22 protein-coding genes are annotated in these 23,679 nt (G+C 71.8%); 7 read left to right on the top strand and 15 right to left on the bottom strand.

Annotated elements, in window-relative coordinates; genetic code table 11:
* Window positions 1–12 precede the first annotated feature (12 nt).
* The 4 genes from GTY47_RS27575 to GTY47_RS27590 are packed head-to-tail and all read right to left on the bottom strand — an operon-like array spanning window position 13 to window position 4,490.
* Entirely contained in the window at window positions 13–912 is a 900-nt protein-coding gene (locus GTY47_RS27575; protein ID WP_010045280.1) for a DUF2510 domain-containing protein, read from the bottom strand.
* 49 nt (window positions 913–961) lie between these two features.
* Entirely contained in the window at window positions 962–1,747 is a 786-nt protein-coding gene (locus GTY47_RS27580; protein ID WP_010045282.1) for a 3-oxoacyl-ACP reductase, read from the bottom strand.
* Window positions 1,744–3,117: an aldehyde dehydrogenase family protein gene (locus GTY47_RS27585; protein WP_010045284.1), complete on the bottom strand. Its 1,374-nt coding sequence runs from the start codon at window positions 3,115–3,117 to the stop codon at window positions 1,744–1,746. The genes GTY47_RS27580 and GTY47_RS27585 overlap by 4 nt, the downstream gene beginning before the upstream one ends.
* 8 nt (window positions 3,118–3,125) lie before the next feature.
* Window positions 3,126–4,490, bottom strand: a complete 1,365-nt coding sequence (locus GTY47_RS27590; protein WP_010045286.1) for a glutamine synthetase family protein — start codon at window positions 4,488–4,490, stop codon at window positions 3,126–3,128.
* 97 nt (window positions 4,491–4,587) lie between these two features.
* Here GTY47_RS27590 and GTY47_RS27595 point away from each other — a divergent pair, with 97 nt between their 5' ends.
* From GTY47_RS27595 to GTY47_RS27605, 3 genes are all read left to right on the top strand, one after another.
* Window positions 4,588–5,349 (top strand): FCD domain-containing protein, encoded by a 762-nt coding sequence (locus GTY47_RS27595; protein ID WP_010045289.1) that lies wholly within the window; start codon window positions 4,588–4,590, stop codon window positions 5,347–5,349.
* Between the two features lie 124 nt (window positions 5,350–5,473).
* Window positions 5,474–6,919 (top strand): ethanolamine permease, encoded by a 1,446-nt coding sequence (gene eat, locus GTY47_RS27600; RefSeq protein WP_010045291.1) that lies wholly within the window; start codon window positions 5,474–5,476, stop codon window positions 6,917–6,919.
* A gap of 24 nt (window positions 6,920–6,943) precedes the next feature.
* Entirely contained in the window at window positions 6,944–7,654 is a 711-nt protein-coding gene (locus tag GTY47_RS27605) for a gamma-glutamyl-gamma-aminobutyrate hydrolase family protein (protein WP_040903886.1), read from the top strand.
* 110 nt (window positions 7,655–7,764) lie between these two features.
* Here GTY47_RS27605 and GTY47_RS27610 read toward each other — a convergent pair whose 3' ends face one another.
* Window positions 7,765–8,694, bottom strand: a complete 930-nt coding sequence (locus GTY47_RS27610) for a LysR family transcriptional regulator (protein ID WP_010045295.1) — start codon at window positions 8,692–8,694, stop codon at window positions 7,765–7,767.
* A 70-nt stretch (window positions 8,695–8,764) separates the two neighbouring features.
* Between GTY47_RS27610 and GTY47_RS27615 the strand changes: the two genes are divergently transcribed.
* On the top strand, window positions 8,765–9,916 hold the full coding sequence (locus tag GTY47_RS27615; protein WP_010045297.1) for a TDT family transporter: 1,152 nt from the start codon (window positions 8,765–8,767) through the stop codon (window positions 9,914–9,916).
* On the opposite strand, the gene GTY47_RS27620 is transcribed toward GTY47_RS27615, so the two are convergent.
* The 4 genes from GTY47_RS27620 to GTY47_RS27635 form a co-directional block, all read right to left on the bottom strand.
* On the bottom strand, window positions 9,828–10,547 hold the full coding sequence (locus GTY47_RS27620) for a helical backbone metal receptor (protein WP_010045299.1): 720 nt from the start codon (window positions 10,545–10,547) through the stop codon (window positions 9,828–9,830). The two genes, GTY47_RS27615 and GTY47_RS27620, sit on opposite strands and share 89 nt — an antisense overlap.
* A complete protein-coding gene (locus GTY47_RS27625) occupies window positions 10,544–11,113 on the bottom strand; it encodes an XRE family transcriptional regulator (RefSeq protein WP_010045301.1) in 570 nt (189 codons plus the stop codon). The genes GTY47_RS27620 and GTY47_RS27625 overlap by 4 nt, the downstream gene beginning before the upstream one ends.
* Window positions 11,114–11,471: 358 nt before the next feature.
* The gene (locus GTY47_RS27630; RefSeq protein ID WP_010045303.1) at window positions 11,472–14,090 is read right to left on the bottom strand and encodes an ABC transporter permease/substrate binding protein; all 2,619 of its coding nucleotides are present in this window, start codon (window positions 14,088–14,090) and stop codon (window positions 11,472–11,474) included.
* Window positions 14,083–15,174, bottom strand: a complete 1,092-nt coding sequence (locus GTY47_RS27635; protein ID WP_029181544.1) for a betaine/proline/choline family ABC transporter ATP-binding protein — start codon at window positions 15,172–15,174, stop codon at window positions 14,083–14,085. Before GTY47_RS27635 ends, GTY47_RS27630 begins: the two co-directional genes overlap by 8 nt.
* Before the next feature lie 200 nt (window positions 15,175–15,374).
* Here GTY47_RS27635 and GTY47_RS27640 point away from each other — a divergent pair, with 200 nt between their 5' ends.
* Entirely contained in the window at window positions 15,375–16,304 is a 930-nt protein-coding gene (locus GTY47_RS27640; protein WP_231911257.1) for a 5'-3' exonuclease, read from the top strand.
* 125 nt (window positions 16,305–16,429) lie between these two features.
* Window positions 16,430–17,272 (top strand): siderophore-interacting protein, encoded by an 843-nt coding sequence (locus GTY47_RS27645; RefSeq protein ID WP_010045306.1) that lies wholly within the window; start codon window positions 16,430–16,432, stop codon window positions 17,270–17,272.
* A 56-nt stretch (window positions 17,273–17,328) separates the two neighbouring features.
* On the opposite strand, the gene GTY47_RS27650 is transcribed toward GTY47_RS27645, so the two are convergent.
* Window positions 17,329–17,910 (bottom strand): GNAT family N-acetyltransferase, encoded by a 582-nt coding sequence (locus GTY47_RS27650; protein ID WP_010045307.1) that lies wholly within the window; start codon window positions 17,908–17,910, stop codon window positions 17,329–17,331.
* A gap of 80 nt (window positions 17,911–17,990) precedes the next feature.
* Here GTY47_RS27650 and GTY47_RS27655 point away from each other — a divergent pair, with 80 nt between their 5' ends.
* Window positions 17,991–18,977 (top strand): RluA family pseudouridine synthase, encoded by a 987-nt coding sequence (locus tag GTY47_RS27655; protein ID WP_029181546.1) that lies wholly within the window; start codon window positions 17,991–17,993, stop codon window positions 18,975–18,977.
* On the opposite strand, the gene GTY47_RS27660 is transcribed toward GTY47_RS27655, so the two are convergent.
* From GTY47_RS27660 to GTY47_RS27680, 5 genes are all read right to left on the bottom strand, one after another.
* Window positions 18,971–20,488 (bottom strand): cytochrome P450, encoded by a 1,518-nt coding sequence (locus tag GTY47_RS27660; protein WP_010045312.1) that lies wholly within the window; start codon window positions 20,486–20,488, stop codon window positions 18,971–18,973. The two genes, GTY47_RS27655 and GTY47_RS27660, sit on opposite strands and share 7 nt — an antisense overlap.
* A 63-nt stretch (window positions 20,489–20,551) precedes the next feature.
* The gene (locus GTY47_RS27665) at window positions 20,552–21,172 is read right to left on the bottom strand and encodes an ATP/GTP-binding protein (RefSeq protein WP_010045315.1); all 621 of its coding nucleotides are present in this window, start codon (window positions 21,170–21,172) and stop codon (window positions 20,552–20,554) included.
* Window positions 21,153–21,551, bottom strand: a complete 399-nt coding sequence (locus tag GTY47_RS27670; RefSeq protein ID WP_010045317.1) for a DUF742 domain-containing protein — start codon at window positions 21,549–21,551, stop codon at window positions 21,153–21,155. Before GTY47_RS27670 ends, GTY47_RS27665 begins: the two co-directional genes overlap by 20 nt.
* On the bottom strand, window positions 21,548–21,955 hold the full coding sequence (locus GTY47_RS27675) for a roadblock/LC7 domain-containing protein (RefSeq protein ID WP_010045319.1): 408 nt from the start codon (window positions 21,953–21,955) through the stop codon (window positions 21,548–21,550). Before GTY47_RS27675 ends, GTY47_RS27670 begins: the two co-directional genes overlap by 4 nt.
* Window positions 21,952–23,592 (bottom strand): ATP-binding protein, encoded by a 1,641-nt coding sequence (locus tag GTY47_RS27680; protein WP_078602934.1) that lies wholly within the window; start codon window positions 23,590–23,592, stop codon window positions 21,952–21,954. The genes GTY47_RS27675 and GTY47_RS27680 overlap by 4 nt, the downstream gene beginning before the upstream one ends.
* Window positions 23,593–23,679 lie beyond the last annotated feature (87 nt).

Genomic DNA, 23,679 nt, shown 5'->3' on the forward strand with positions numbered 1-23,679 from the left:
GGTCGGTGCCGCTCAGTCCGGCGGGCCGATGCTGCTGCCCACGCCGCCGCCCGTGTCCGCGTCGCCGAACGGCCGGATGCCCTCGGTGATGCGGTCCATGTCGGCGAGCGGCGGTCCGTCCTGGCCCGCGTCGAAGACGTAGCGGACGAGCACGGGCGACTCGGTGCCGACGCTGGACGGGAAGACGAGCGACTGGACGTAGCCGCCCGGCCCCTTGGCGGTCCGCACGCGCCAGCGCACGAGGTACCCGGCGCGGCCCGCCACCGCGACCGGACCGGACTTGACCTGCTGGTGCGACTCGACGCCCCCGTAGAGCTCGCGGCCGAGCGCGTCGCGGTCGTAGGCATCGTCGGCGGCGGCGTCGATGTCCGCCTTGGCGAGGGCCTCGGGGGACTTCTCGTCGGTCTCGGTCACCGTGCGGGAGAAGACGAGGCCGTGGCGGCAGACGCCGACGCCGCCGGGGCAGTCGTAGGTGCCGTCGGTCGTCATGACGACGTCGTCCTGGGCGACGTACTGGGGGAGGACCCAGCCGTCGAGCAGGGGGAACGTTATGCCGTTGAGCTGGTCCTCGACGATCGCGGGGTCGTCGGCGGACGGCTCGGAGGCGGACGCCTCGGGGGTCGGCTCCGACGAGTCGGGGCTGGGCTCGACGGTGGAGGTGGGGGCGGTCGTGGCCTCCGTGCCGCCGCCGTCGCCCCCGCCGAGGGCGACGGCTCCGGTGACGATCGCGGCGACCAGAACGACGCCCGTGGCGGTCAGGGCGACCACCTTCGTGCGGCCGGTGCCGCCGCCCGGCGGCGGGGTGGCGGGCGCCTCGGGCGCGCGGCGGTGCTCGGTCCAGGCCGTGCCGTCCCACCAGCGTTCCAGATGCGGGCCGTGCGGGTCGGGATACCAGCCGGGCGGCGGCGTCATGCTCATCCCGGCACTGTAGAGCCGGATCCCGGCCGTCCGGACACGCCTTTTACAGGGGTGTGACGTACGCTCCCGCGATCCCGCCGTCGACCAGGAAGTCGGTGGCGTTCACGAAGGAGGAGTCGTCGCTGGCGAGGAAGGCCACGGCGGCGGCGATCTCCTCGGCCTCGGCGAACCGGCCCAGCGGGATGTGTACCAGGCGGCGCGCGGCGCGCTCCGGGTCCTTGGCGAACAGCTCCTGGAGGAGCGGGGTGTTGACCGGGCCGGGGCACAGGGCGTTGACCCGGATGCCCTCGCGGGCGAACTGCACGCCCAGCTCACGGGACATGGCGAGGACGCCGCCCTTGGAGGCCGTGTACGAGATCTGGCTGGTGGCGGCGCCCATCCTCGCCACGAAGGACGCCGTGTTGATGATCGAGCCCTTGCCCTGGCGCCGCATGTACGGGATGGCGGCCTTGCAGCAGAGGTAGACCGAGGTGAGGTTGACCTCCTGGACGCGCTTCCAGGCCTCCAGGCCGGTCTCCAGGATGGAGTCGTCGTCGGGCGGGGAGATGCCGGCGTTGTTGAAGGCGATGTCGACGCTGCCGTAGGTGTCCTGGGCCGTCTTGAAGAGGGCCTCGACCTGCTCGGCGTCGGTGACGTCCACCTTCACGAAGATGCCGCCGGTCTCCTCGGCGGCCGCCTTGCCGCGTGCCTCGTCGACGTCGGCGCAGACGACGTGCGCGCCCTCGGACGCGAGACGGCGGGCGGCGGCCAGACCGATGCCGCTGCCGGCTCCGGTGACGACGGCGCTGCGGCCGACCAGCCGGCGGCAGATGCTTTCCTGAGCGGTCACTGTGCGGGGCCCTCCGTGCTGATGAAGACGTTCTTGGTTTCGGTGAAGGCGGCCAGGGCCTCGGGACCGAGCTCGCGGCCGACGCCCGACTGCTTGTAGCCGCCGAAGGGGGTCCAGTAGCGGACGCTGGCGTGGGAGTTGACGGACAGGTTGCCGGCGCGCACGGCCTGGGAGACGCGCAGGGCACGGCCGACGTCCCGGGTCCAGATGGAGCCGGAGAGGCCGTAGGGGGTGTCGTTGGCGAGGCGGATCGCGTCGGCCTCGTCGGTGAAGGGCAGCAGGACGGCGACCGGGCCGAAGATCTCCTCGCAGGCCGCCGCCGAGTCGGGCCGCTCCCCGGTGAGCACGGTCGGCGGGAACCAGAAGCCGGGCCCCTCGGGTGCGCTGCCCCGCAGGGCCGGGGCGTCCTCGGGTACGAAGCCGCGGACGCGGTCCAGCTGCTGCCGGGAGATCAGCGGGCCCATCTGCGTCTTCTCGTCGGCCGGATCGCCCACCACCACGGCGGCCAGCGTCTCGGCGAGCCGCTCGCGGACCTCGTCGTACACCGTCTCCTGGACCAGGATGCGGGTGCGGGCGCAGCAGTCCTGGCCGGAGTTGTCCAGGAAGGAGAAGGGGTCGACGGCGGCCTTCAGGTCGGCGTCGGCGAAGACGATGTTCGGGCTCTTGCCGCCGAGTTCGAGGGTGACCGGCTTGACCTGCTCGGCGCCGAGCGCGGCGACCCGCCGGCCGGTCCTGGTGGAGCCGGTGAAGACGATCTTGGCGACCCCGGGGTGGCGCACCAGCGCGTCGCCGGTGATGGCGCCGTGTCCGGGCAGGACCTGGAAGAGGTGCTCGGGGAGTCCGGCTTCCAGGGCGAGTTCGGCCAGACGCAGCGCGGTGAGCGGGGTGGTCTCGGCGGGCTTGAGGAGGACCGCGTTCCCGGCCGCGAGGGCGGGGGCCGTGCCCCAGGCGGCGATCGGCATGGGGAAGTTCCACGGCGCGATCACGCCGACGACGCCGAGCGGTTCGAGGATCGTGACGTCGAGGCCGCCGGGCACCGGGATCTGCCGGCCGGTGAGCCGCTCCACTCCCCCGGCCGCGTAGTCCAGCAGGTCCCGGACGTTGCCCGCCTCCCAGCGGGCGTTGCCGATGGTGTGGCCGGCCTCCCGGACCTCCAGGCGGGCGAGTTCCTCCAGGTGCTCGTCGACGGTGGCCGCGAAGCGGCGCAGCAGCCGGGCGCGGTCCGCTGGGGGCAGGGCGGCCCAGATCCGCTGTGCCCTGGCGGCGTGGGTGACGGCCGCGTCGACATCGGCCGGACTCGCCCCGGCGACGGCGGCGACGACCTCCTCGGTCGCGGGGTTCAGTACTTCCAGAAGGTGCTCGGAAGACAAGAAGGACCTCACATGCGTTCGAAGGAGCGGCGCAGCTCCCAGTCGGTCACCGCGGCGTCGAAGGCGTCCAGTTCGACGCGCGCCATGTTGCGGTAGTGCGCGACGACCTCGTCGCCGAAGGCGGCCTGGGCGATGGGGCTGTTCTCCCAGAGCTCTGCGGCCTCGCGCAGGGTGGTGGGGACGTGGGCGAAGTCGGCGGCGTAGGCGTTGCCGGGGCAGGGCTCGGGCAGTTCCAGCTTCTGCTCGATGCCGTGCAGTCCGGCCGCGACCAGCCCGGCCACGGCGAGGTAGGGGTTGACGTCCCCGCCGGGCAGCCGGTTCTCGAAGCGCATGGAGCGGCCGTGGCCGACCACGCGCAGCGCGCAGGTGCGGTTGTCATGGCCCCAGGCGACGGCGGTCGGGGCGAAGGAACCGGGCTGGAACCGCTTGTAGGAGTTGATGTTGGGGGCGTAGAGCAGGGAGAAGTCGCGCAGGGCGGCGAGCTGGCCGGCGAGGAAGTGGCGCATCACGTCCGACATGCCGCCTTCGCCGTCCCCCGCCATGGCGTTGTTGCCGTCCGCGTCCGCGAGCGAGAGGTGGATGTGGCAGGAGTTGCCCTCGCGCTCGTTGTACTTGGCCATGAAGGTGATCGACATGCCCTCCTGGGAGGCGATCTCCTTGGCGCCGGTCTTGTAGACGGCGTGCTGGTCGCAGGTGACCAGGGCCTCGTCGTAGCGGAAGGCGATCTCGTGCTGGCCGGGGTTGCACTCGCCCTTGGCGGACTCCACGGTGAGGCCCGCGGCCGCCATCTCGTTGCGGATGCGGCGCAGCAGGGGCTCGATGCGGCCGGTGCCGAGGACCGAGTAGTCGATGTTGTACTGGTTGGCCGGGGTGAGCCCGCGGTAGCCCGCGTCCCAGGCCTGTTCGTAGGTGTCCTTGAAGACGATGAACTCCAGCTCGGTGCCGACCTGGGCGGTGTAGCCGAGTTCGGCGAGGCGCTCCAGCTGGCGGCGCAGGATCTGGCGGGGTGCGGCGACCACGGGCGAGCCGTCGTTCCAGGCGAGGTCGGCGTGGAGCATGGCCGTGCCCTCGTTCCAGGGGACGCGGCGCAGGGTACTCAGGTCCGGGTGCATGGCGAAGTCGCCGTAGCCGCGGTCCCAGGAGGACATCGCGTAGCCGTCGACGGTGTTCATCTCGGTGTCGACGGCGAGCAGGTAGTTGCAGCCCTCGGTGCCGTGCTGGAGGACCTCGTCGAGGAAGAAGCGTGCGGCGAACCGCTTGCCCTGGAGCCGCCCTTGCATGTCGGGGAAGGCCAGGACGACAGTGTCGATCTCACCGCCGGCGACGAGGGCGTGCAGCTCCTCGACGCTCAGCGGGGCTGTGCGGTCTGCCACGGGAAGGCCTCCTAGGCTCCTTGGATCCGCTGCCTGGATCCGCCGGGAGCCATAAGGTATTGCGGAGAACCATTGCTTGGGAAGGGGGTACGGCCACATGTCGGAGGAAGCCGGTGGGGACGACACGCGGGACGGGCTGACGCCGGTGCTGCGGCCGGTGCGCGCGGGCAACGGCTTCGAGGAGGCGCTGGAGCAGATCCTCCAGGTCGTACGGCTGGGCCTGGTGCCGGGGGGCGAGCGGCTGCCGGCCGAGCGGGAGCTGGCGGAGCGGCTGGGGATCAGCCGGGTGACGCTGCGCGAGGTGCTGAAGGTGCTCCAGGACCAGGGGCTGGTGGAGTCGCGGCGGGGCCGGTACGGCGGCACGTTCGTGCTGCCGCGATCCGACGCCGGCGGCGAGGACGAGCTGCGGCGCCGGATCGCCGAGGTCGACATTGAGGACGTGCTGCGGTTCCGGGAGGTGCTGGAGGTCGGGGCGGCGGGGCTGTGCGCGGCGCACGGGCTGGACGACAAGCAGGCGGATCGGCTCCGGGAGGCCCTGGCGCGCACGCACGACGCCCCGCTCGCCGACTACCGCCGGCAGGACACGCTGCTGCACCTCACCCTCGCCGAGCTGTCCGGCTCCCCCACGCTCACCGCCCAGTACGCGGCCGTCCGCGCGACCGTGAACGACCTGCTCGACTGCATCCCGCTGCTGGTGCGCAACCTCGAACACTCGCAGCGGCAGCACACGGCCCTGGTGGAGGCCGTGATCGAGGGCGATGCCGACCAGGCCCGGGAGATCACCCGCGAGCACTGCGCGGGCACGGCGGCGCTGCTGCGCGGCTTCCTCGGCCGCGCCGCGCCGGGTCGCGGCGCGTGAGGATTTACGGGCGATTAACGCACGGGTATTGCCATTCCCCGGTCGGCACCGAAAAGGTGTGGATCCATTCCATTGAGCGGGAGCCCGCTCGACCCCGTGTCCGCCGCCCGTCGGGAGTCCGTCCATGTCCCAGGAATCCACCAGCCCACCCGCCGCCGCGCAGGCGGACGACTATCTGGAACGCAGGGCGCTCCGCCGCGGCAGCGCCGGCTGGGTGCTGCTGACCGGTCTCGGCGTCGCCTACGTCGTCTCCGGTGACTACTCGGGCTGGAACTTCGGCCTGGCCGAGGGCGGCTTCGGCGGCCTGGCGATCGCCATGGTGCTCATGGGCGCGATGTACGCGTGCATGGTCTTCGCCCTCGCCGAGCTGTCCTCGATCCTGCCGACGGCGGGTGGCGGCTACGGCTTCGCCCGTCGGGCGCTCGGCCCGTGGGGCGGCTTCCTGACCGGTACGGCGATCCTCATCGAGTACGTCCTCGCGCCCGCCGCCATCGTCATCTTCATCGGCGACTACGTCGAGTCGCTGGGCCTGTTCGGCCTGGAGTCCGGCTGGCCGATGTACCTGGTCTGCTTCGCTATCTTCCTCGGCATCCACCTCTGGGGTGTGGGCGAGGCCCTGCGCTTCAGCTTCGTCGTCACCGGCATCGCGGTGGCCGCCCTGGTCGTGTTCGCGCTGGCGGCACTGCCCGACTTCTCGTTCGCCTCGCTGGACGACATCCCGGTCGACTCCTCCGCCGCGGGGTCGAGCTCCTGGCTCCCCTTCGGCCTGCTCGGCATCTGGGCGGCGTTCCCGTTCGGCATGTGGTTCTTCCTGGGCGTCGAGGGCGTGCCGCTGGCCGCCGAGGAGACGCGGGACCCGGCCCGTACGCTGCCCAAGGCGATCCGCTGGTCGATGGGCATCCTGGTCGTACTGGCGGTGGTGACCTTCGTCGCGGCGGCCGGGGCACGCGGCTCGGCGTCGATCCAGGAGGCGGGCAACCCCCTCGTCGAGGCGCTCCAGCCGGACGGCAGGGCGACGACCCTGAGCAGGATCGTGAACTACGCGGGCCTGGCCGGCCTGGTGGCGTCGTTCTTCTCCCTGATCTACGCGGGCTCGCGCCAGCTGTTCGCCCTGTCCCGCGCGGGCTACCTGCCCCGCTTCCTGTCCCTCACCAGCCGCCGCAAGGCGCCGTACCTGGGACTGCTGGTCCCCGGCACGATCGGCTTCCTGCTGGCGGCGGTGTCGGGCGACGGCGCCCGGATGCTGAACATCGCGGTCTTCGGCGCGACCATCTCCTACGCGTTGATGTCCCTGTCGCACATCGTGCTGCGCCGCCGGGAGCCGGAGCTGCCGCGGCCGTACCGCACACCGGGCGGGGTGCTGACCTCCTCCGTCGCCCTGGTGCTGGCCTGTGCGGCGCTGGTGGCGACGTTCCTGGTGGACGTGACGGCGGCCTTCATCGCGCTCGCGGTGTACGTCGTGGCCCTCGCGTACTTCGGTCTGTACAGCAGGAAGCGGCTGGTGGCGAAGGCACCGGAGGAGGAGTTCGCGGCACTGGCCGCGGCCGAGGCAGAGTTGACACGGGACTGAGGCATCGAGTGTGAGGGAGTTTCTGTGGCCAGGCCGTTGATCGGGGTCAGCACGTATCTGGAGGCCGGTGCGCGCTGGGGGGTGTGGGAACTGGAGGCCGCGCTGCTGCCGGTCGGCTATCCCCGGCTCGTGCAGCGGGCGGGCGGCCTCGCCGCGATGCTTCCGCCCGACGACCCCGCGTACGCGGCCGCGACCGTGGCCCGGCTGGACGGCCTGGTCATCGCGGGCGGCCCGGACGTGGAGCCCGTACGGTACGGCGCCGAGCCGCATCCCCGCACCGGGCCGCCCGCGCGGGAGCGCGACGCGTGGGAACTGGCCCTGATCGACGCGGCCCTCACGGCGCGCGTCCCGCTGCTCGGCATCTGCCGGGGCATGCAACTGCTGAACGTCGCCCTGGGCGGGACGCTGGTGCAGCACCTCGACGGGCACGCGGAGGTCGTGGGCGTCTTCGGCAACCACGCGGTCAAGCCGGTGCCGGGGAGTCTGTACGCGGCTGTCGTGCCCGAGGAGACATCGGTGCCGGCGTATCACCACCAGGCCGTGGACCGCCTGGGCGAGGGACTCGTCCCGTCGGCCTACGCGGACGACGGCACGGTGGAGGCCCTGGAACTGCCGTCCGGTGCGGGCTGGGTGCTGGGCGTCCAGTGGCATCCGGAGATGGGCGAGGACGTCCGGGTGATGCGGGCGCTGGTGGAGGCGGCGGAGTCCGCCACATCCAGCCCGCCCGGCGATTGAGGACGAGGCCGTTCAGGCCGATGGGGGGCCAGGGGGTGGAGCCCCTTGGCGGGGTCGAAGGGGCGGAGCCCCTGGGGAGGGGACGGGCAGGGGCGGCGGGGGCGAGGAAACTACCCCCGCGTCAGCGACAACAGGTCCCTGGCCGGCCCCGTAGGGCGATGTCCCGTCGGCCACACCGCGCGGAGGTCACGCGCCAGGGCCACCCCCTCCACCGGCACGCGCACCAGGCGGCGCATCGCCAGCTCCTCCCCCACCGCCAGTTCGCTCAGGACCGCCGGCCCCGCCCCGCTCACCGCCGCCGCCTTGACCGCCGTGGTGGACGACAGCTCGATCAGCGGCCTGGCCAGCCCGCCCAGCGCCGCGTCCAGGACCTGGCGGGTGCCGGAGCCCTTCTCGCGGAGGATGAGGGGCGTCGACGCCAGCTCCCCGGCCGCCAGGGGCCGTCGCCGGCGGGCCCAGGGATGCGCGGGGGCCGTGACCACTATCAGGCGGTCGTGGGCGATGACCACCGAGTCCAGCCCCTTCGGGACCGTCAGTCCCTCGACGAACCCCACGTCCGCCTCGTCCGACAGCAGCCGCTCCGCGACCACCGTCGAGTTCCCGGCGAGCAGGGACACCGCCGTGTCGGGCCGCTGGGCGCGCAGCGCGAGCAGCCAGCCCGGCAGCAGGTACTCCGCGATCGTCATGCTCGCCGCGACCCGCAACCGGGAGTCGCGGCGGTCGCGCAGCGCCTGCGCCCCCACGTCGAACGCCTCCGCCGCCTCGACGATGCGCCGCGCCCAGTCCGTCACCAGCGCACCGGCGTCCGTGAGCCGGGACCCGCGCGGTGAGCGGTCGACCAGCGCCACGCCGAGCTGCCGCTCCATCGACCGGATCCGGCTGCTGGCCGCGGGCTGGGTGATGCCGAGTTCCCTCGCCGCCCCGCCGAGGCTGCCGAGCCGCGCCACCGCCAGCAGCAACTCCAGGGCGCCCAGATCCGGCACCCGGTGCGCGAGAGACCCGCCGGTCGGGACCTCACCCTGCTCTTCCGTCCTGCTCATAAACCCAGCTTATGTGGCCATAGAGGCATGCTCCCTGGTGGTGGGGTGCCCACGGCCCGACCGTGGAGTCATGGTCACCGCAGCCCAGCCCGTTCCGTGCGCAGTCTCCGTCCGTCACCTCGGACCCAACTGGTACGCCACCGTCATGGGCACCGCCGTCGTCGCCACCGCCGGGACCGCCCTGTCGCCGCACGCCCCCGGGCTGCGCGGCACGCTGGCCGGTGTCTGGGCCCTCTCCCTGGTCCTGCTCGTCACCCTGCTCGGCGCCCGGGCCGTGCACTGGGCCCACCACCGGGACCAGGCCCGCGCCCACCTCCTCGACCCCGCGACCGCACCCTTCTACGGCTGCCTCGCGATGGCCCTCCTGGCCGTCGGCGGGGGTGCTCTCGGCGTCGGCCGGGACTGGATCGGCGTGCGGGCGGCCGTGGCGCTCGACGCCGTGCTGTTCGGCGCCGGTACGGTTCTCGGACTGGCCGCGGCCGTCGCGGTGCCGTATCTGATGGCCGTAGGCCACCGGGTCGAGCCGGGACAGGCCACGCCCGTCTGGCTGCTGCCCCTGGTCGCGCCCATGGTGTCCGCCGCCGTCGGGCCGCCGCTGGTGCGCCATCTGCCTCCCGGTCAGCCCCGGGAGACGCTGCTCCTCGTCTGTGTCGCGCTGTTCGGGCTCAGCCTGCTCGCGACCCTGGTCATGCTGCCGCTGGTCTTCGGACGGCTGATCACCGGCGGGCCGCTGCCGCTCGCCCTCACCCCGACGCTCTTCCTGGTGCTCGGGCCGCTCGGGCAGTCCACGACCGCGGTCGGCGCGTTCGCGGACGTCGCCCCCGGGGTCCTACCGGCGCCGTACAGCCAGGGCTTCGGTGTCCTCGCCGTGCTCTACGGCGTGCCCGTGATGGGATTCGCGCTGCTGTGGTTCTGCCTCGCCACGGCCCATGTGCTGCGCGCCCGGCGGCACGGGATGCCCTTCTCGATGACCTGGTGGTCGTTCACCTTCCCGGTCGGCACCTGTGTCACGGGCGCCGAGGCACTGGGCCGGCACACGGGGCTCGTGGCCTACGCGGGGCCGGCCGTCGTGCTGTACGCGGTGCTGGTCGCCGCGTGGGGCACCGCCGCGGTGGGCACCGTACGCGGGCTGCTCAGGGGCGAGCTGCTCGCAGGGCCCGGCCCAGGACCCGTGGCGCCTCGGCCAGCGACGGCCCGTACCACGTCAGGTGCCGTCCGCTGACGAGCGCGCAGGGCAGGCCGGGGAAGGCCTCCGGGCCGTCGTCCGCGGTGAAGCGGTAGGGCTCGTCCGGGAGGACCACCAGGTCCGGCGCGGCGGCGCGGAGTTCCTCCAGCGGGATGCGGGGATAGCGGTCGGGGTGCGCCGCGTACACGTGGTCGACCCCCAGGCGGGCCAGGACGTCGCCCGCGAAGGTGTCGCGGCCCAGGACCATCCACGGGCGGCGCCAGACCGGCACGATCGCCGTCGGCCGGGCGGCCGGGCGCGGCAGGGACGACCAGGTCTCCTCCGCCTCGTCCAGCCAGCGCGGGCGGGCCGCCACCCCGCAGGCGTCCAGGACCCGGGCCAGTTCCCGGAAGGCCTGCGGCACGTCGCGGATCTCCGTGACCAGGACCTCGACGCCCGCCGCGCGCAGGGCCGCGAGGTCGGGTTCGCGGTTCTCCTCCTCGTTGGCGATCACCAGGTCGGGAGCGAGGGAGACGATCCGGTCGGCCTTCGGGTTCTTGGTGCCGCCGACGCGTACGACCTCGAGGCCGGGCGGGTGCGTGCACCAGTCGGTGGCGCCGACCAGCACGCCGGGCGCGGACCGGGCCACGGCCTCGGTCAGCGACGGGACCAGCGAGACGACCCTCACCGGCGTGGCCGGTCCCGGACCGCCTCGATGTGTTCGGCCACGGCGACGACGATCACCCGGGTGTCGGACTCCGCCGCCCGCCAGCGGTGCCGCACACCGCCGGTGAGGTACAGCGTGTCGCCGCGGCCCAGACGGTAGGCGCGGCCCTCCGCCTCGATCTCCACCGCGCCGTCGGCGACGTACATCAACTGATCGTTGCGGTACTGGAATTCACGGCCGGCGTCGTGGTCGCCGGTGAACTCGGAGGCGTGCATCTGGTGGTGGCCGCGCACCAGGGACCGGGTCCGGGGCTGGGGCAGCGGTTCGGTGTCGTCGGCCCGGACGACGTCCACGCTGCACGCCGGGTCGGCGGCGGCGAGGAGCTCGACCGCGGTGGTGCGCAGGGCGTCGGCGACCTTCTCCAGGGAACCCGTGCTGGGCCGGGCACGGTCGTTCTCGACCTGGCTGAGGAACGGGACCGACAGGCCGCTGCGCTCGGCCACGACGGCGAGGGTGAGCTCCAGCGCGCGGCGCCGCCGACGCACGGCCGCGCCCACCCGAAGGGGCTGCTCTTTGTGGTCGCCCATCGCTCCGGCTCCCTCCTTCGCCGTCGATCCTGTGCGCCGGTGCCGGCGCACTCCTTCTGTTGGGTTGTCTGCACCCTACGCATGTTCGGCAAACCGGTGCATGCGCCCGTCACATCGACGTCCTACCGGGCGGTGTGCGACCTCACACTTCGCGCCAGTTGATCCGCCGCCCTCGGGGGCGGCGCGTGGATTCCTCCTCAGGGAGGAACAGGGAGAAACAGGAAGGGAGAAGGGGTTCTGGGGGTGGCGTAGCGCTCTGTGGTTGTCCGGATCTGCTCGTGGGTCCGGGCGCCGGTGGGGGTGAGGGTGCGCGTACGGGGCTGGACGCGGCGTGTCGCGTCCAGCCCCGTACCGGGCCTCACTGCGGCGTCATGCGCTCCACCATGTCGGGGTGCTGCTTCAGCCACGCGGCGACGGCCTCTTCCTCATGGCCCTGGCCGCGGTCCTTGATCTCGCTCTCCAGGCTGCCGAGCTCGTCCTCGCTCATCTTGAAGTTCTTGATCCACTTCGTGAGCTGCGGGTACTGCTCGGGGAACTTCTCGTTGGAGATGGTGCGGATCGTGTTGCCCTCGCCGAAGGCCTTCTTGGGGTCCTTCAGCTTGGTCAGCTCGTAGTCGCTGTAGGCCCAGTGCGGCGACCAGAGGGTGACGGCGATCGGCTCCTTCTTGGCGTAGGCGCGCTTGAGCTCCGCCAGCATGGCCGGGGTGGAGCCGTCGACGACCTCGTACTCCTTGTCCAGGCCGTAGCCGGGCAGGACCTTGGTCTTCAGCAGGTTCATCTCGCCGGTGCCGGGCTCGATGCCGATGATCTTCCCGTCGAAGGTTCCGGCCTTGCCCTTGAGGTCCGCCAGGGAATCCACGCCCTTGACGTAGGACGGCACGGCGATCTCCAGGGAGGTCGGCTGGTACCAGGTGCCGAGGTCCTTGAGCCGGTCCTTGTTCGCGTCCCAGTAGTTCTTCTGGGCGTAGGGCAGCCAGGCGTCGAAGTTGAGGTCGAGATCGCCCGAGGCCAGACCCGTGTAGACGGGGCCGACGTCCATCTGCTTCAGGTTCATCCGGTAGCCGCGCCGTTCGAGGACGTTCTTCCACAGGTACGTGACGGCGATGTCCTCGTCCCAGGGGAACCACGCCACGTCCAGCGGTCGCTCGGCCTCGGCGGGTGTGCTGCCGCCGGCGCCCTTCACCGGGGCGAGCTTGTCGACGTAACCGGGGTGCCGCTTCAGCCAGGCGCGGACCGCCTCCTGCTGGTTGCCCTTGCCCGCCTTGTTGATCTCGGCTTCGAGGCTGGTGAGCTCCTTCTCGCTCATCTTGAAGTCCTTCAGCCAGCCGGCGACCGTGGGGTCGTCGTCCGCGAAGCCCTTGCGGGCCAGCGTGTGCACGCCGTCGCCCTCGCCCCAGGCGCCCTTGGGGTCCTTGAGCTTCTTCAGGTCGTAGTCGTTGTACGCCCAGTGCGGCGACCAGAGCGTGACGACGACCGGCTCCTTCTTGGCGTACGCGCGCTTCAGCTCGGCCAGCATCGCGGGCGTGGAGCTGTCGACGACCTTGTACTCCTTGTCCAGGCCGTACTCCTTGAGGACCTTGCTCTTGAGCAGGGCCATCTCGCCGGCGCTGGACTCGATGCCGGTGATCTTGCCGCCGAACTCGGACGCCTTGCCCTTGAGGTCCGCCAGGGAGTCGATGCCCTTCATGTAGGAGGGCACGGAGAGCTCCAGGGACGTCTTGTCGTACCAGGCGCCCAGGTCGTCGAGCTGCTTGCCGTACTTCTTCCAGTACTGGGCGTGGGTCGTGGGCAGCCAGGCGTCCGTCTGGAAGTCGACGTCGCCCTGGGCGAGGGAGGTGTAGAGCGGGCCGGCGTCGAGCTGCTTGGCCTCGACCTGGTAGCCGCGCTGCTCCAGGACCTCCTTCCAGAGGAAGGTGGAGGCGACGCCCTCGTCCCAGGGGATGTAGCCGATGCTGATCTTCTTGCCCTGGCCGACGTCCTTGCTGCCGGCCGCGGCTGAGGAAGTGGTGCCGCCGCTGCCGAAGACCCCCATGCCGCCGGAGATGAGGGCGAGTACGACCACGCCGATGACGGCGACGGCCGGGCGGGGCCGGTACGACCAGATCTTCAGCCCCTGGGCGGCGCGCAGCCGGGCGGCGGCGCGGCGGCCGAGCGGGGAGACCTGGGTGCCCAGCGCGCTGGTCATGCGGTCGAGGTAGATCGCGAGGATCACGATGCCGACACCGGCTTCGGCGCCCAGGCCGACGTTGAGCTGGCCGATGGCCTGGTTGACGTCGCCGCCGAGACCGCCGGTGCCGACCATGCCGGCGATGGCGGCCATGGACAGGCCGAGCATGATGACCTGGTTGACGCCGGCCATGACCGTGGGCAGGGCGAGGGGGAGCTGGACGCGCAGCAGGATGTTGCGGGGTGTGGTGCCGAACGCGTCGGCGGCCTCGACCAGTTCTTTGTCGACCTGGCGGATGCCCAGTTCGGTCATGCGCACGCCCGGGGCGAGCGCGAAGATCAGGGTGGCGACGATACCTGCGGAGGCGCCGGTGCCGAAGAAGAGGATCGCCGGGATGAGGTAGACCATCGCGGGCAGCGTCTGCATGAAGTCCAGGACGGGCCGGACCAGACCGCTCACGCGGTCCGAGCGGGCCGCCCAGATGCCCACCGGTATGGAGATCACCAGCGCGATGACGGTCGCCACGAGGACGAGCGCCAGGGTGATCATCGCGTTCTCCCACAGGTCGAGGGAGTCGATGAACGCGAATCCCGCGAAGGTGAGGACACCGGCGAGGGTGCCGCGCAGCCAGAAGGCGATCACGGCGAAGATGCCCGCGAGGAGCAGCGGCTGCGGGGCCTGGAGGACGGCGTTGATGCCGTCGTAGAGGCCGAGGAAGACGGTCTTGCAGAAGTCGAACAGCCACCCCATGTGGGTGGTGAGCCAGTCGACCGCGTCGTTGACCCAGGTGCCGAGCTGAATCCTAGGCACGGGCGATCACCTTCTCTCCGCCCTTGTCCCGCGGGGAGTCGCAGGGCTCCGGGGTGGTGTCCTGCTCGTCGCCGAGGAAGCCGACCAGGCGCTGCCGGGGGACGACGCCGATCAGCTTGTTGCCCTCGTCCACGACCGAGACGGGGTGGGAGAGCCGGGCGCTGATCGCGCACAGTTCCGTGAACGGGGTGTCGGCGGTGGCCGTCTCGCAGTGGCAGCCGGGGTCGTCGCCGGTGACCGAGGTGTCCATGAGCTCGCCGGCGGTCAGCACACGGGAACGGTCGACGTCCTGGGTGAAGGACGCGACGTAGTCGTTCTCCGGCCGCAGCAGGATGTCCTGCGCGGTGCCGATCTGCACGATGCGGCCGTCGCGCATGACGGCGATGCGGTCGCCGAGGCGCATGGCCTCGTTCAGGTCGTGGGTGATGAAGACGATCGTCTTCTTCAGCTTCTGCTGGAGCTCCAGCAGCTGGTCCTGCATGTCGCGGCGGATCAGCGGGTCCAGCGCGCTGAAGGACTCGTCCATCAGCAGCAGGTCGGCGTCGGTGGCGAGCGCGCGGGCGAGGCCCACGCGCTGCTGCATGCCGCCGGACAGCTCGTCGGGCCAGGACTTCTCCCAGCCGGCCAGGCCGCACAGGGCGAGCGCCTCGTCGGCGCGGCGTACGCGCTCGGCGCGGGGCACGCCCTGCACTTCCAGACCGTAGGCGGCGTTCTCCCGGACGCTGCGGTGCGGGAAGAGCGCGAAGTGCTGGAACACCATGCTGATCTTCCGGGAGCGGACCTCGCGCAGCTCACGGTCGCCGAGCGTGGTCAGGTCCTGGCCGTCGAAGCGCACATGTCCGGCGGTCGGGTCGAGCAGGCCGTTCAGCATGCGCAGCAGGGTGGACTTGCCGGATCCGGACAGGCCCATGACGACGAAGATCTGGCCGGGCTCGACGGTGAAGGACGCGTCGATCACGGCGGCGGTCGCGCCCTCGGCGCGCAGCTCCTCCCGGTCGGCCCCGGCACGGAGCCGCTCGACCGCCTGGTCCGGTCTCCGGCCGAACACCTTGTACAGGCTCTCCGCCTGAAGCCTTGCTGACACGTGCACCTCTTGACTGGACGGCAACAGAAACACAGCGAGGCCGGGGCGCAAAACAGTTGAAATGCGCAACCGACCTCGCTCCGGGGCCGCGCCTCCCCCCGATCCCGGAAAGCAAACCCGGAAGTGGGGCGGTTCACACAGAACGCACACATCGCAACGCGTCGCGCAGCGGCGGGTCGCTGTCGGTGGCGTACGGCATGATGCGTGGCGTGACCGGACGACTGATGCTCCTCGACACCGCCTCCCTGTACTTCCGCGCCTACTTCGGCGTCCCGGACTCGGTGAAGGCACCGGACGGCACGCCGGTGAACGCCGTGCGCGGGCTGCTCGACTTCATCGACCGCCTGGTCCGGGACCACCGGCCGGACCACCTGGTGGCCTGCATGGACGCCGACTGGCGGCCGCACTGGCGGGTGGAGCTGATCCCCTCCTACAAGGCCCACCGCGTCGCCGAGGAACACGCGGCAGGACCGGACGAGGAGGAGGTGCCCGACACGCTGTCGCCGCAGGTGCCGGTCATCGAGGCGGTGCTGGACGCGGTGGGCATCGCGCGCGTGGGCGTCGCCGGCTACGAGGCCGACGACGTGATCGGCACGTTCACCGCGCGGGCCGAGGGCCCGGTCGACATCGTCACGGGCGACCGCGATCTGTACCAGCTGGTGGACGATGCGCGCGGGGTGCGCGTGCTGTACCCGCTGAAGGGCGTGGGCACGTTGCAGCTCACCGATGAGGCCTGGCTGCGTGAAAAGTATGGGGTCGACGGCAGCGGGTACGCGGATCTGGCCCTGCTGCGCGGCGACCCCAGCGACGGCCTGCCGGGGGTGCCGGGCATCGGCGAGAAGACGGCCGCCAAGCTGCTGGCCGAGTTCGGGGACCTGGCCGGGATCCTGGCGGCGGTCGAGGACCGGGGCTCGAAGCTGACGCCGACGCAGCGCAGGCGGCTGGACGAGGCGCGTCCGTATCTCGCGGTGGCGCCGAAGGTGGTCCGGGTCGCGGACGACGTACCACTGCCGGACGTCACGACGGCGGTGCCTCGGACGCCGCGCGACCCTGCTGAGCTGGAGGTACTGGCGGCCCGCTGGGGACTGGGCGGGTCACTGGAGCGCCTGCTGACGACGCTCGCGGCGTGACGGATGTGGCGGCCGGTGCCCTTCCTGAGGCCGGTGCCCCTCATCGACTTCTCATACGGGAGGTGTTGAGTGGGGGCCAGGTGCTAACTTAGGTAAGCCTAACTACACGAATCAGGGAGGCCCTCATGGCAGAGCGACCGGGACGCCAGCCGCGCAAGCCGCACTCCGCTCAGGTCGTCCGCACCGAGCGGCTGACCCCGCACATGCAGCGGGTGGTGCTCGGGGGTGAGGGCCTCGCCGACTTCGCGGCGGGCACGTGCACCGACCACTACGTGAAGCTGCTGTTCCCGCCCGAGGGCGTGACCTATCCGGAACCCTTCGACCTGCAGCGCATCCGCGACGAGCTGCCGCGCGAACAGTGGCCGGTGACCCGGACGTACACGGTGCGCCAGTGGGACGCCGAACACCGCGAGCTGACGCTGGACTTCGTCATCCACGGCGACGAGGGCCTGGCCGGCCCGTGGGCGGCGCGCGTCCAGCCGGGCGAGACCGTGCGGTTCATGGGCCCCGGCGGGGCGTACGCGCCCGACCCTGCCGCCGACTGGCATCTGCTCGTCGGCGACGAGAGCGCGCTGCCCGCGATCGCCCGCTCCCTGGAGTCACTGCCGCACGGGGCCAGGGCGTACGCCTTCATCGAGGTCTCCGGCCCCGAGGAGGAGCAGAAGATCGACTCGGACGTGGACGTCGTCTGGCTGCACCGCGGTGACCGGCCGCTCGGTGAGGCGCTCGTCGATGCCGTGCGGGGTCTGGCGTTCCCCGAAGGCCGCGTGCACGCCTTCGTCCACGGGGAGGCGCACTTCGTGAAGGAGCTGCGCCGGCTGCTCCGCGTCGAGCGCGGCATCGCGCGCGAGGACCTGTCGATCTCCGGCTACTGGCGCCGCGGCCACAACGAGGACGGCTGGCAGGCCTCGAAGCGGGAGTGGAACGCGCGCATCGAGGCGGAGCAGGAGAGCACCCCCGCCGCCTGACCGGCGCGAGCACGTCACTGCGCCCCCGAGCGTGCGCGGCCTGCCGGTATGCCCGGTCAGTCGCCCCGCACGCGCGCGTGCAGATGCATGTCGTGCCAGCCGTCCGGGTGCAGGACGGCGCTGCGCTTGGTGCCTTCGAGGGCGAACCCGGTCCGCGAGGCGACCCGGCAGGAGGCCTCGTTGCGCACGGCGTGCAGCAGTTCGAGACGGTGGAATCCGATCTCGTCGAGCGCCCAGCGGGCGAGTGCGGTCGTGGCCCGGACGGCGATGCCCCGGCCGCGTGCCGCCGGGACGGTCCAGTACGCGACCTCCGCCGTGCCGTCGTCGAGCCGTATCCCGCGCAGCGCCACTCGCCCCAGCAGCCGGTCGGAGTCCGCGTCGACGACGGCCCACTGCGCCTCCCGCTCCTCCTCCCAGGCCTGATGCCAGTCGCGGATCCAGCCGGCGACCTCCCCCTCGGAGCCGGCGGTCCGGGCGTGCCACTGGTGCATCACCGGGTCCTGGAACACCTCGTACACCGCGGGCGCGTCCCCGGCCCGCCAGGGGCGCAGGAGGAGTCCGTCGCCGGTGGCGAGGGTGGGCTGCGGCCGGCCGGTGAAGGCCTCGGGGGTCAGAACCGGGCTGATGAGAAAGGGCATGCCCACATCCTGGCAAGGGGGCGGTGGGCGGCCCCAGTGGTTTTCCGCCGCTGCCCGCCCGCCTCGTACGCTGGGCCGCGATGAGACGGAAGACGCGCATCCCGCCCGCTCCCCTGCCGCAGCGCCACGGGGTGGACCCGGTGCGGGTACGACTGCCCGCCGCGGGGCCGTGGACCACGGTGCGTGAGCATCTGGTGGAGCGGCTCTCCGGTGCCGGTGACGGGGTCGTCGACGGGATGTTCGACGCGGGGCTCGTCGTCGGGGCGGACGGGCGGGCCGTGCCGGCGGACGCTGCGTATGTGCCCGGGACGTTCGTGTGGTTCCACCGGGAGCTGCCCCACGAGGTGCCGGTGCCGTTCCCGCTGGAGGTCGTGTACCGGGACGAGCACATCGTCGTCGTCGACAAACCCCACTTCCTCGCCACCACCCCGCGCGGCAGCCATGTCGCCGAGACCGCGCTGGCCCGGCTGCGCCGCGAGCTGGACATCCCCACCCTCGCCGCCGCGCACCGCCTGGACCGGCTCACCGCCGGACTCGTGCTGTTCACCGTGCGGCCCGAGGAGCGCGGCGCGTACCAGACGCTGTTCCGCGACCGGCTCGTGCGCAAGGAGTACGAGGCCGTCGCGCCGTACGATCCCGGCCTCGTACTCCCCCGGACCGTCCGCAGCCGGATCGTGAAGGAGCGCGGCGAGCTCACCGCCCGGGAGGTGGCGGGCGAGCCCAACGCCGTCAGCCGCGTCGAACTCGTCGACCACCGCCCGGACGGGTCCGGCGGACTCGCCCGCTACCGGCTCGTGCCCGGCACCGGGCAGACCCACCAGCTGCGCGTGCACCTGGCCGCGCTGGGCGTGCCGATCCTCGGCGACCCGCTCTACCCCGAGGTCACCGCGCCCGTGCCGGCCGGTGACTTCCGGCGCCCGCTCCAACTGCTCGCCCGCGCCCTGGAGTTCACCGACCCGGTCACGGGCGAGGAGCACCGGTTCCGCAGCAGCCGGGTGCTCGCGGCCTGGGCTTCGTACGACCGGTGGGCCGCCGGGACGTACGACGGCCCGTCGGACGGTCAGTAACCGCGCCACCAGCTCAGGAAGCGCTGCCAGACGCCCTTGCGGCGGGCCGGTTCCTCCGCCACCGGCCGCGCCTGCGGCGGTACGGGGTCCGGCTGGGGTTGCGCCGGGGCGGGCTGCGGCTGTGCGGCGGCCGGTACCGGCTGAGGCTGCGGCTGCGGCTGCGGCTGCGTGATGCCGATCTGCCAGTCGGAGCGCTGGGTGGGGACGTGGTTGTGGTTCGGCGTCTCCGTCACGTCCTGCGGCGGCTTGGGCGCGAACGCCACCGGCAGTGCCACGAGGTGCCGGGAGGCGATGGACGCCGTCCAGCGCAACTCGTCCTCGTCGCAGTCGAGTTCGACGTCCGGCAACCGCATCAGCAGCGCGTCGACGCCGACGTCCGCGATGGAGCGGCCGATGTCCTGACCGGGACACTCGTGCGGGCCGCCGCCGAACGCGAGGTGCGACCGGTTGCCCTGCATGCTGGCCTTCAGGTCGGGCCGCACCCGCGGGTCGACGTTGGCCGGCAGCGGGGCGAAGAGCAGCCCGTCACCCCGGCGGATGCGCTGCCCGCCCAGTTCGGTCTCCTGCTTGGCGAAGTAGGCGAAGACCGTGCTGAACGGCGGCTCGTTCCACAGCGACTGCTCCACCGCCTCCGGCACCGTCATCTGGCCGCCGTTGAGCTGGGCGCGGAAGCGCGGGTCGATCAGCACCGTGAGCAGCACGTTGGACAGCAGGTTGGTGGTGGCCTCGTAGGCGGCGAAGAGCACCAGGCGCAGGTGCTCCCTGACCTCGTCGTCGGTCAGCCGGGCCGGGTGGGTGATAAGGAAGCTGGCCAGGTCCTCCTCCGGCTGGGCGCGGCGCCTGACGGTGAGCCGGCTCAGGACGTCCATGACGTAGGAGTGGCTGGCGATCGCCGTCTTGGTGCCCTTGAGCGCGTCGCGGGCGGACTCGACGAGACGGTCGTTGTACTCGTCGGGCATGCCGAGGATCTCGCACATCACCGCCATCGGCAGGTGCTCGGCGAACTGGCCGACGAGGTCGGCCTCGCCCTGCTCGCAGAAACGGTTGACGATGGCCTGCGTGCTGCGGTTGATGTAGCGGCGCAGGCTGCGGAAGTCGATGGTCGAGATAGCGCCCTGGACCGCGCCGCGCAGCCGCTTGTGCTCGTCGCCCTCGGCGTGCGAGGCGATGGGCTGCCAGGCGATGTGCGGCATCAGCGGGTGATCGGGCTTGACCAGGCCGTCCCTGAGCGGGGTCCAGATACGGCTGTCCCGGCAGAACTGGGTGGGCGAGCGCACCATGTGCAGGTTCTCGGCGTGGCCGAGCACGATCCAGATCGGTACGTCGTCGTGGAGCAGCACGGGCGCCACGGGGCCGTGCTCCTTCCGCAGCTGCTCGTACAGCCCTGCCAGGTCCTCCGACTCGTGCAGCCGGTGCAGCCCTCCGGGCCCGAGGCCGTGCGCGGGGCAGCCGGGGGGCGGGCCGGGCAGGGAGGTGTCCGTACCCGTCGAGGCGTGGGATTCAGGCGTCACAGTGGTCGCTCCGAAACTTTCCAGGTGTCTGAGGGGGGAGATGTGGGGTGGGACGGACCCGGATCAGGTGAGTGAGCCCGTCATGGCGAGCGAGTGCAGGAAGCGCATGAGGGTCATCAGGACGTCGCGGCTGGAAGCCCGCCGCCGCGCGTCGCACTCCATGATCGGGATGTCCGGGGAGAGGTCGAGCGCCGTGCGCAGCTCCTCGATGGGGTAACGGGGAGCGTCCGGGAAGGAGTTGATGGCGACCACGAACGGCACGCCGCGTTCCTCCAGACGCCCCATGACGTCGAAGCTGACCTCCAGGCGGCGGGTGTCGACCAGGACCACCGCGCCGAGCGCGCCCTCGAACAGGCCGTTCCACAGGAACCAGAAGCGCTGCTGGCCGGGTGTGCCGAAGAGGTACAGCACGAGCTGGTCGGTGATGCTGATCCGGCCGAAGTCCATCGCCACGGTGGTGGCCGTCTTGGACGCGGAACCGAAGTTGTCGTCGACACCGATGCCGGCCTGCGTCATGGTCTCCTCGGTGGTCAGCGGTTTGATCTCGCTGACCGAGCCGACCATGGTCGTCTTTCCGACACCGAAGCCCCCCACGATCACGATCTTGGCCGCGGCCTGTGCCGTGTGCGGCAACTGGTCCTCGGCCCGGGGGCCCGGGATGGTGTCAGAGCCTTTGAAGTCCATTCATCACCGCTTCGAGGAGGGAACGGTCGGGGAGCGCCTGGCGGACGATCGGGGAGCGCGCCGTCACCAGATCCGCCGTCAGCAGCTCGGTGAGCAGCACGCCCATCGCGCTGAACGGCAGGCTGAGGTAGGCCGACAGCTCGGCCACGGACAGGGGGGCGGCGCAGAGCCGGAGCAGCGCCGCCTGCTCGGGCGAGGCGGAGGGCGGCGGGTCCGTGGCACGCGCCACGATTAACGTCACCAGGTCGAGCTCGGCCCGTTCACCGTCCGGGCCGGCGACCACGTACATGCGCTCCGGGTTGCGGACCTTGCCCTCGCCCTCCTCGGGCTTGGGCGGTTCCGGGGCGGGTTCGCGCCTCTGGCGTCGGGGAGGCGTCATACGATCTGCCCGTTCCGCCGGGGCGGACTGGTCAGATGGCCGCCGATGCGCACGACGAGGTCGCGCATCATGGCGCTCATCCGGCCGGGCTCGCAGCGCACGTCGGAGAGCACCGCGAGGAAGGCGTTGGCTCCGGCGTTCATCAGGTAGAAGTAGCCCCGGTCGATCTCGATCATGACGAGCTTCATCTCGCCGTCGCCCACGGTGAGTTCCTGGCAGACGCTGCTCGCGAGGGACTGCAGCCCGGCGCAGGCCGCGGCCACCCGGTCGGCCGCGTCGGGCTCGCCGCCGTAGCGGGCGATGCGCAGGCCGTCGGCCGAGAGCACGACGATCATCTCGATGCCCGGCACGCCGTCGGCGAGCTGCTTGAGCATCCAGTCGAAATTGCCTCGCTGCTGGATCACTTGAGGTCCCCCTCGTCATCGGCCTCGGCGGGGGCCGGGTCGTTGAGCAGGTGCAGGTACTTGGTCGGGTTCCGGATGAAGTCGGTCGGGTGGGTGCCGGGTTCGATGCCCTGCTTGAGTCCCTCCCAGAAGGCCTCGAGGCCCTTGCCGGGGGCGTCGGGGGCATTCATGTCGCGCAGGGGAGGCACCTCGGGCTCGGGTGTCGCCCAGGGGTTCGCCTCGCCCCGGGCGGCGGCCTCCCGGTCTTCCCGGTCGTAGGCGGCCTGCTGGGCGATCCGCTCGGTGAGGGACGTCTTCACCCGGCTGCGGCGCTGCGGCAGGCCGTTCGGCGTCCACTCGGTGACCTCGGGGACGTCGTCGTCCTCCAGGGAGACCGTTTCGGGGATGCGCGGGTTGGTGGGGCGGCGCTTCTTGGGCGTGCGCTTCGGCCCCTCGGGGATGCCGACCGGCATGGGGATGCCGGTGGCGCCGATGCCGTGGGCGAGTCCGACGCCGGGCTCGTGGGTGATCATCTCGCTCGGCACGATGAGGATGGCCCGGACACCGCCGTACGCGGAGGCGCGCAGCGAGACCTGCATGTTGTACGCCGAGCAGAGGCGACCGACGACGGCGAGGCCGAGGCGCGGGTGCTCGCCGATGTCCTGGAGGTCGACGCCCGCCTTGGCGGCCTCCAGCATGCCCTCGATCCGGGCGCGCGCCTCCTCGTTGAGGTTGACACCGCCGTCCTCGATCTCGATGCAGACGCCGGTCTGCACCTCGGTGGCGGTGACGTGCACCTTGGTCTGCGGCGGCGAGTAGCGCGTGGCGTTGTCGAGGAGTTCGGCGGCGGCGTGGATGACCGGCTCGACGTAGATGCCCTTGACGCTGATCTTGGCGATGGAGGACAGCTGGATGCGCCGGTACTCCAGGATGCGGGACATGGCGCCGCGCAGGGTGCTGTAGAGGGACACCGGTTCGGGCCACTGCCGTCCGGGGCGGCCGCCGCCGAGGACGGAGACGGAGTCGGCGAGGCGGCCGATCAGGGCGTTGCCGTGGTCGATGCGCAGCAGGTCGTCGAAGACCTCGGGGTTGCGGCCGTGGTCCTCCTCCATCTCCCGGAGTTCCTCGGCCTGCTGGTGGATGATCGCCTGCACGCGGCGGGCGACACTGACGAAGGAACGCGCGGCGGCGTCACGCATGGTCACTTCGCGGTCGACGATCTTGAGCACCGTCAGCAGCGTCTCGGCCTGCGGGGCCGGGAGGTCGCGGAACGCGGGGTTGGCGAGACCGAGCTTGCGAATCACCTCCCTGGGGGATTCTCCGGTGCTCAGCAGACGGAGCGCCGCGGGGATGATCTCCCGCGAGAAACGGACCAACTCGTTCTCGTGGGCCGCGATCCGCTGTTCCAGATGCGCGGTGTGACGGGCGTGCTCGCCCCGCTGCTTGCGCAGGGCACGGCCGCGGCGCACCGCCTCGACCGCCGTCGCGATCACCAGCACGGTGGCGATACCACCGCACCAGCCGACGGCGAGCCGGGCCGGCGCCGTCACCAGGGCGACAGCTGCCCCGGTCGCCGCGGCCATCACTATGGCCGGCAGCAGCAGCACGCGCGCGTAGGGAAGTTCACCGCGACCGGGAGGGGATTGAACACTCACCATGTAGGCCTTCTGAAAGGAGTCGGCTGGGGTTCGGGAGGGCTTGCAGGGGGGTATGTCATGAAGCAGTAGGACTCTTCCGCACATTGG

Origin of the sequence: Streptomyces sp. SID5464 (genome assembly GCF_009862985.1) — a bacterium.
In the GTDB taxonomy this organism is placed as follows: Bacteria; Actinomycetota; Actinomycetes; order Streptomycetales; family Streptomycetaceae; genus Streptomyces; species Streptomyces chartreusis_D.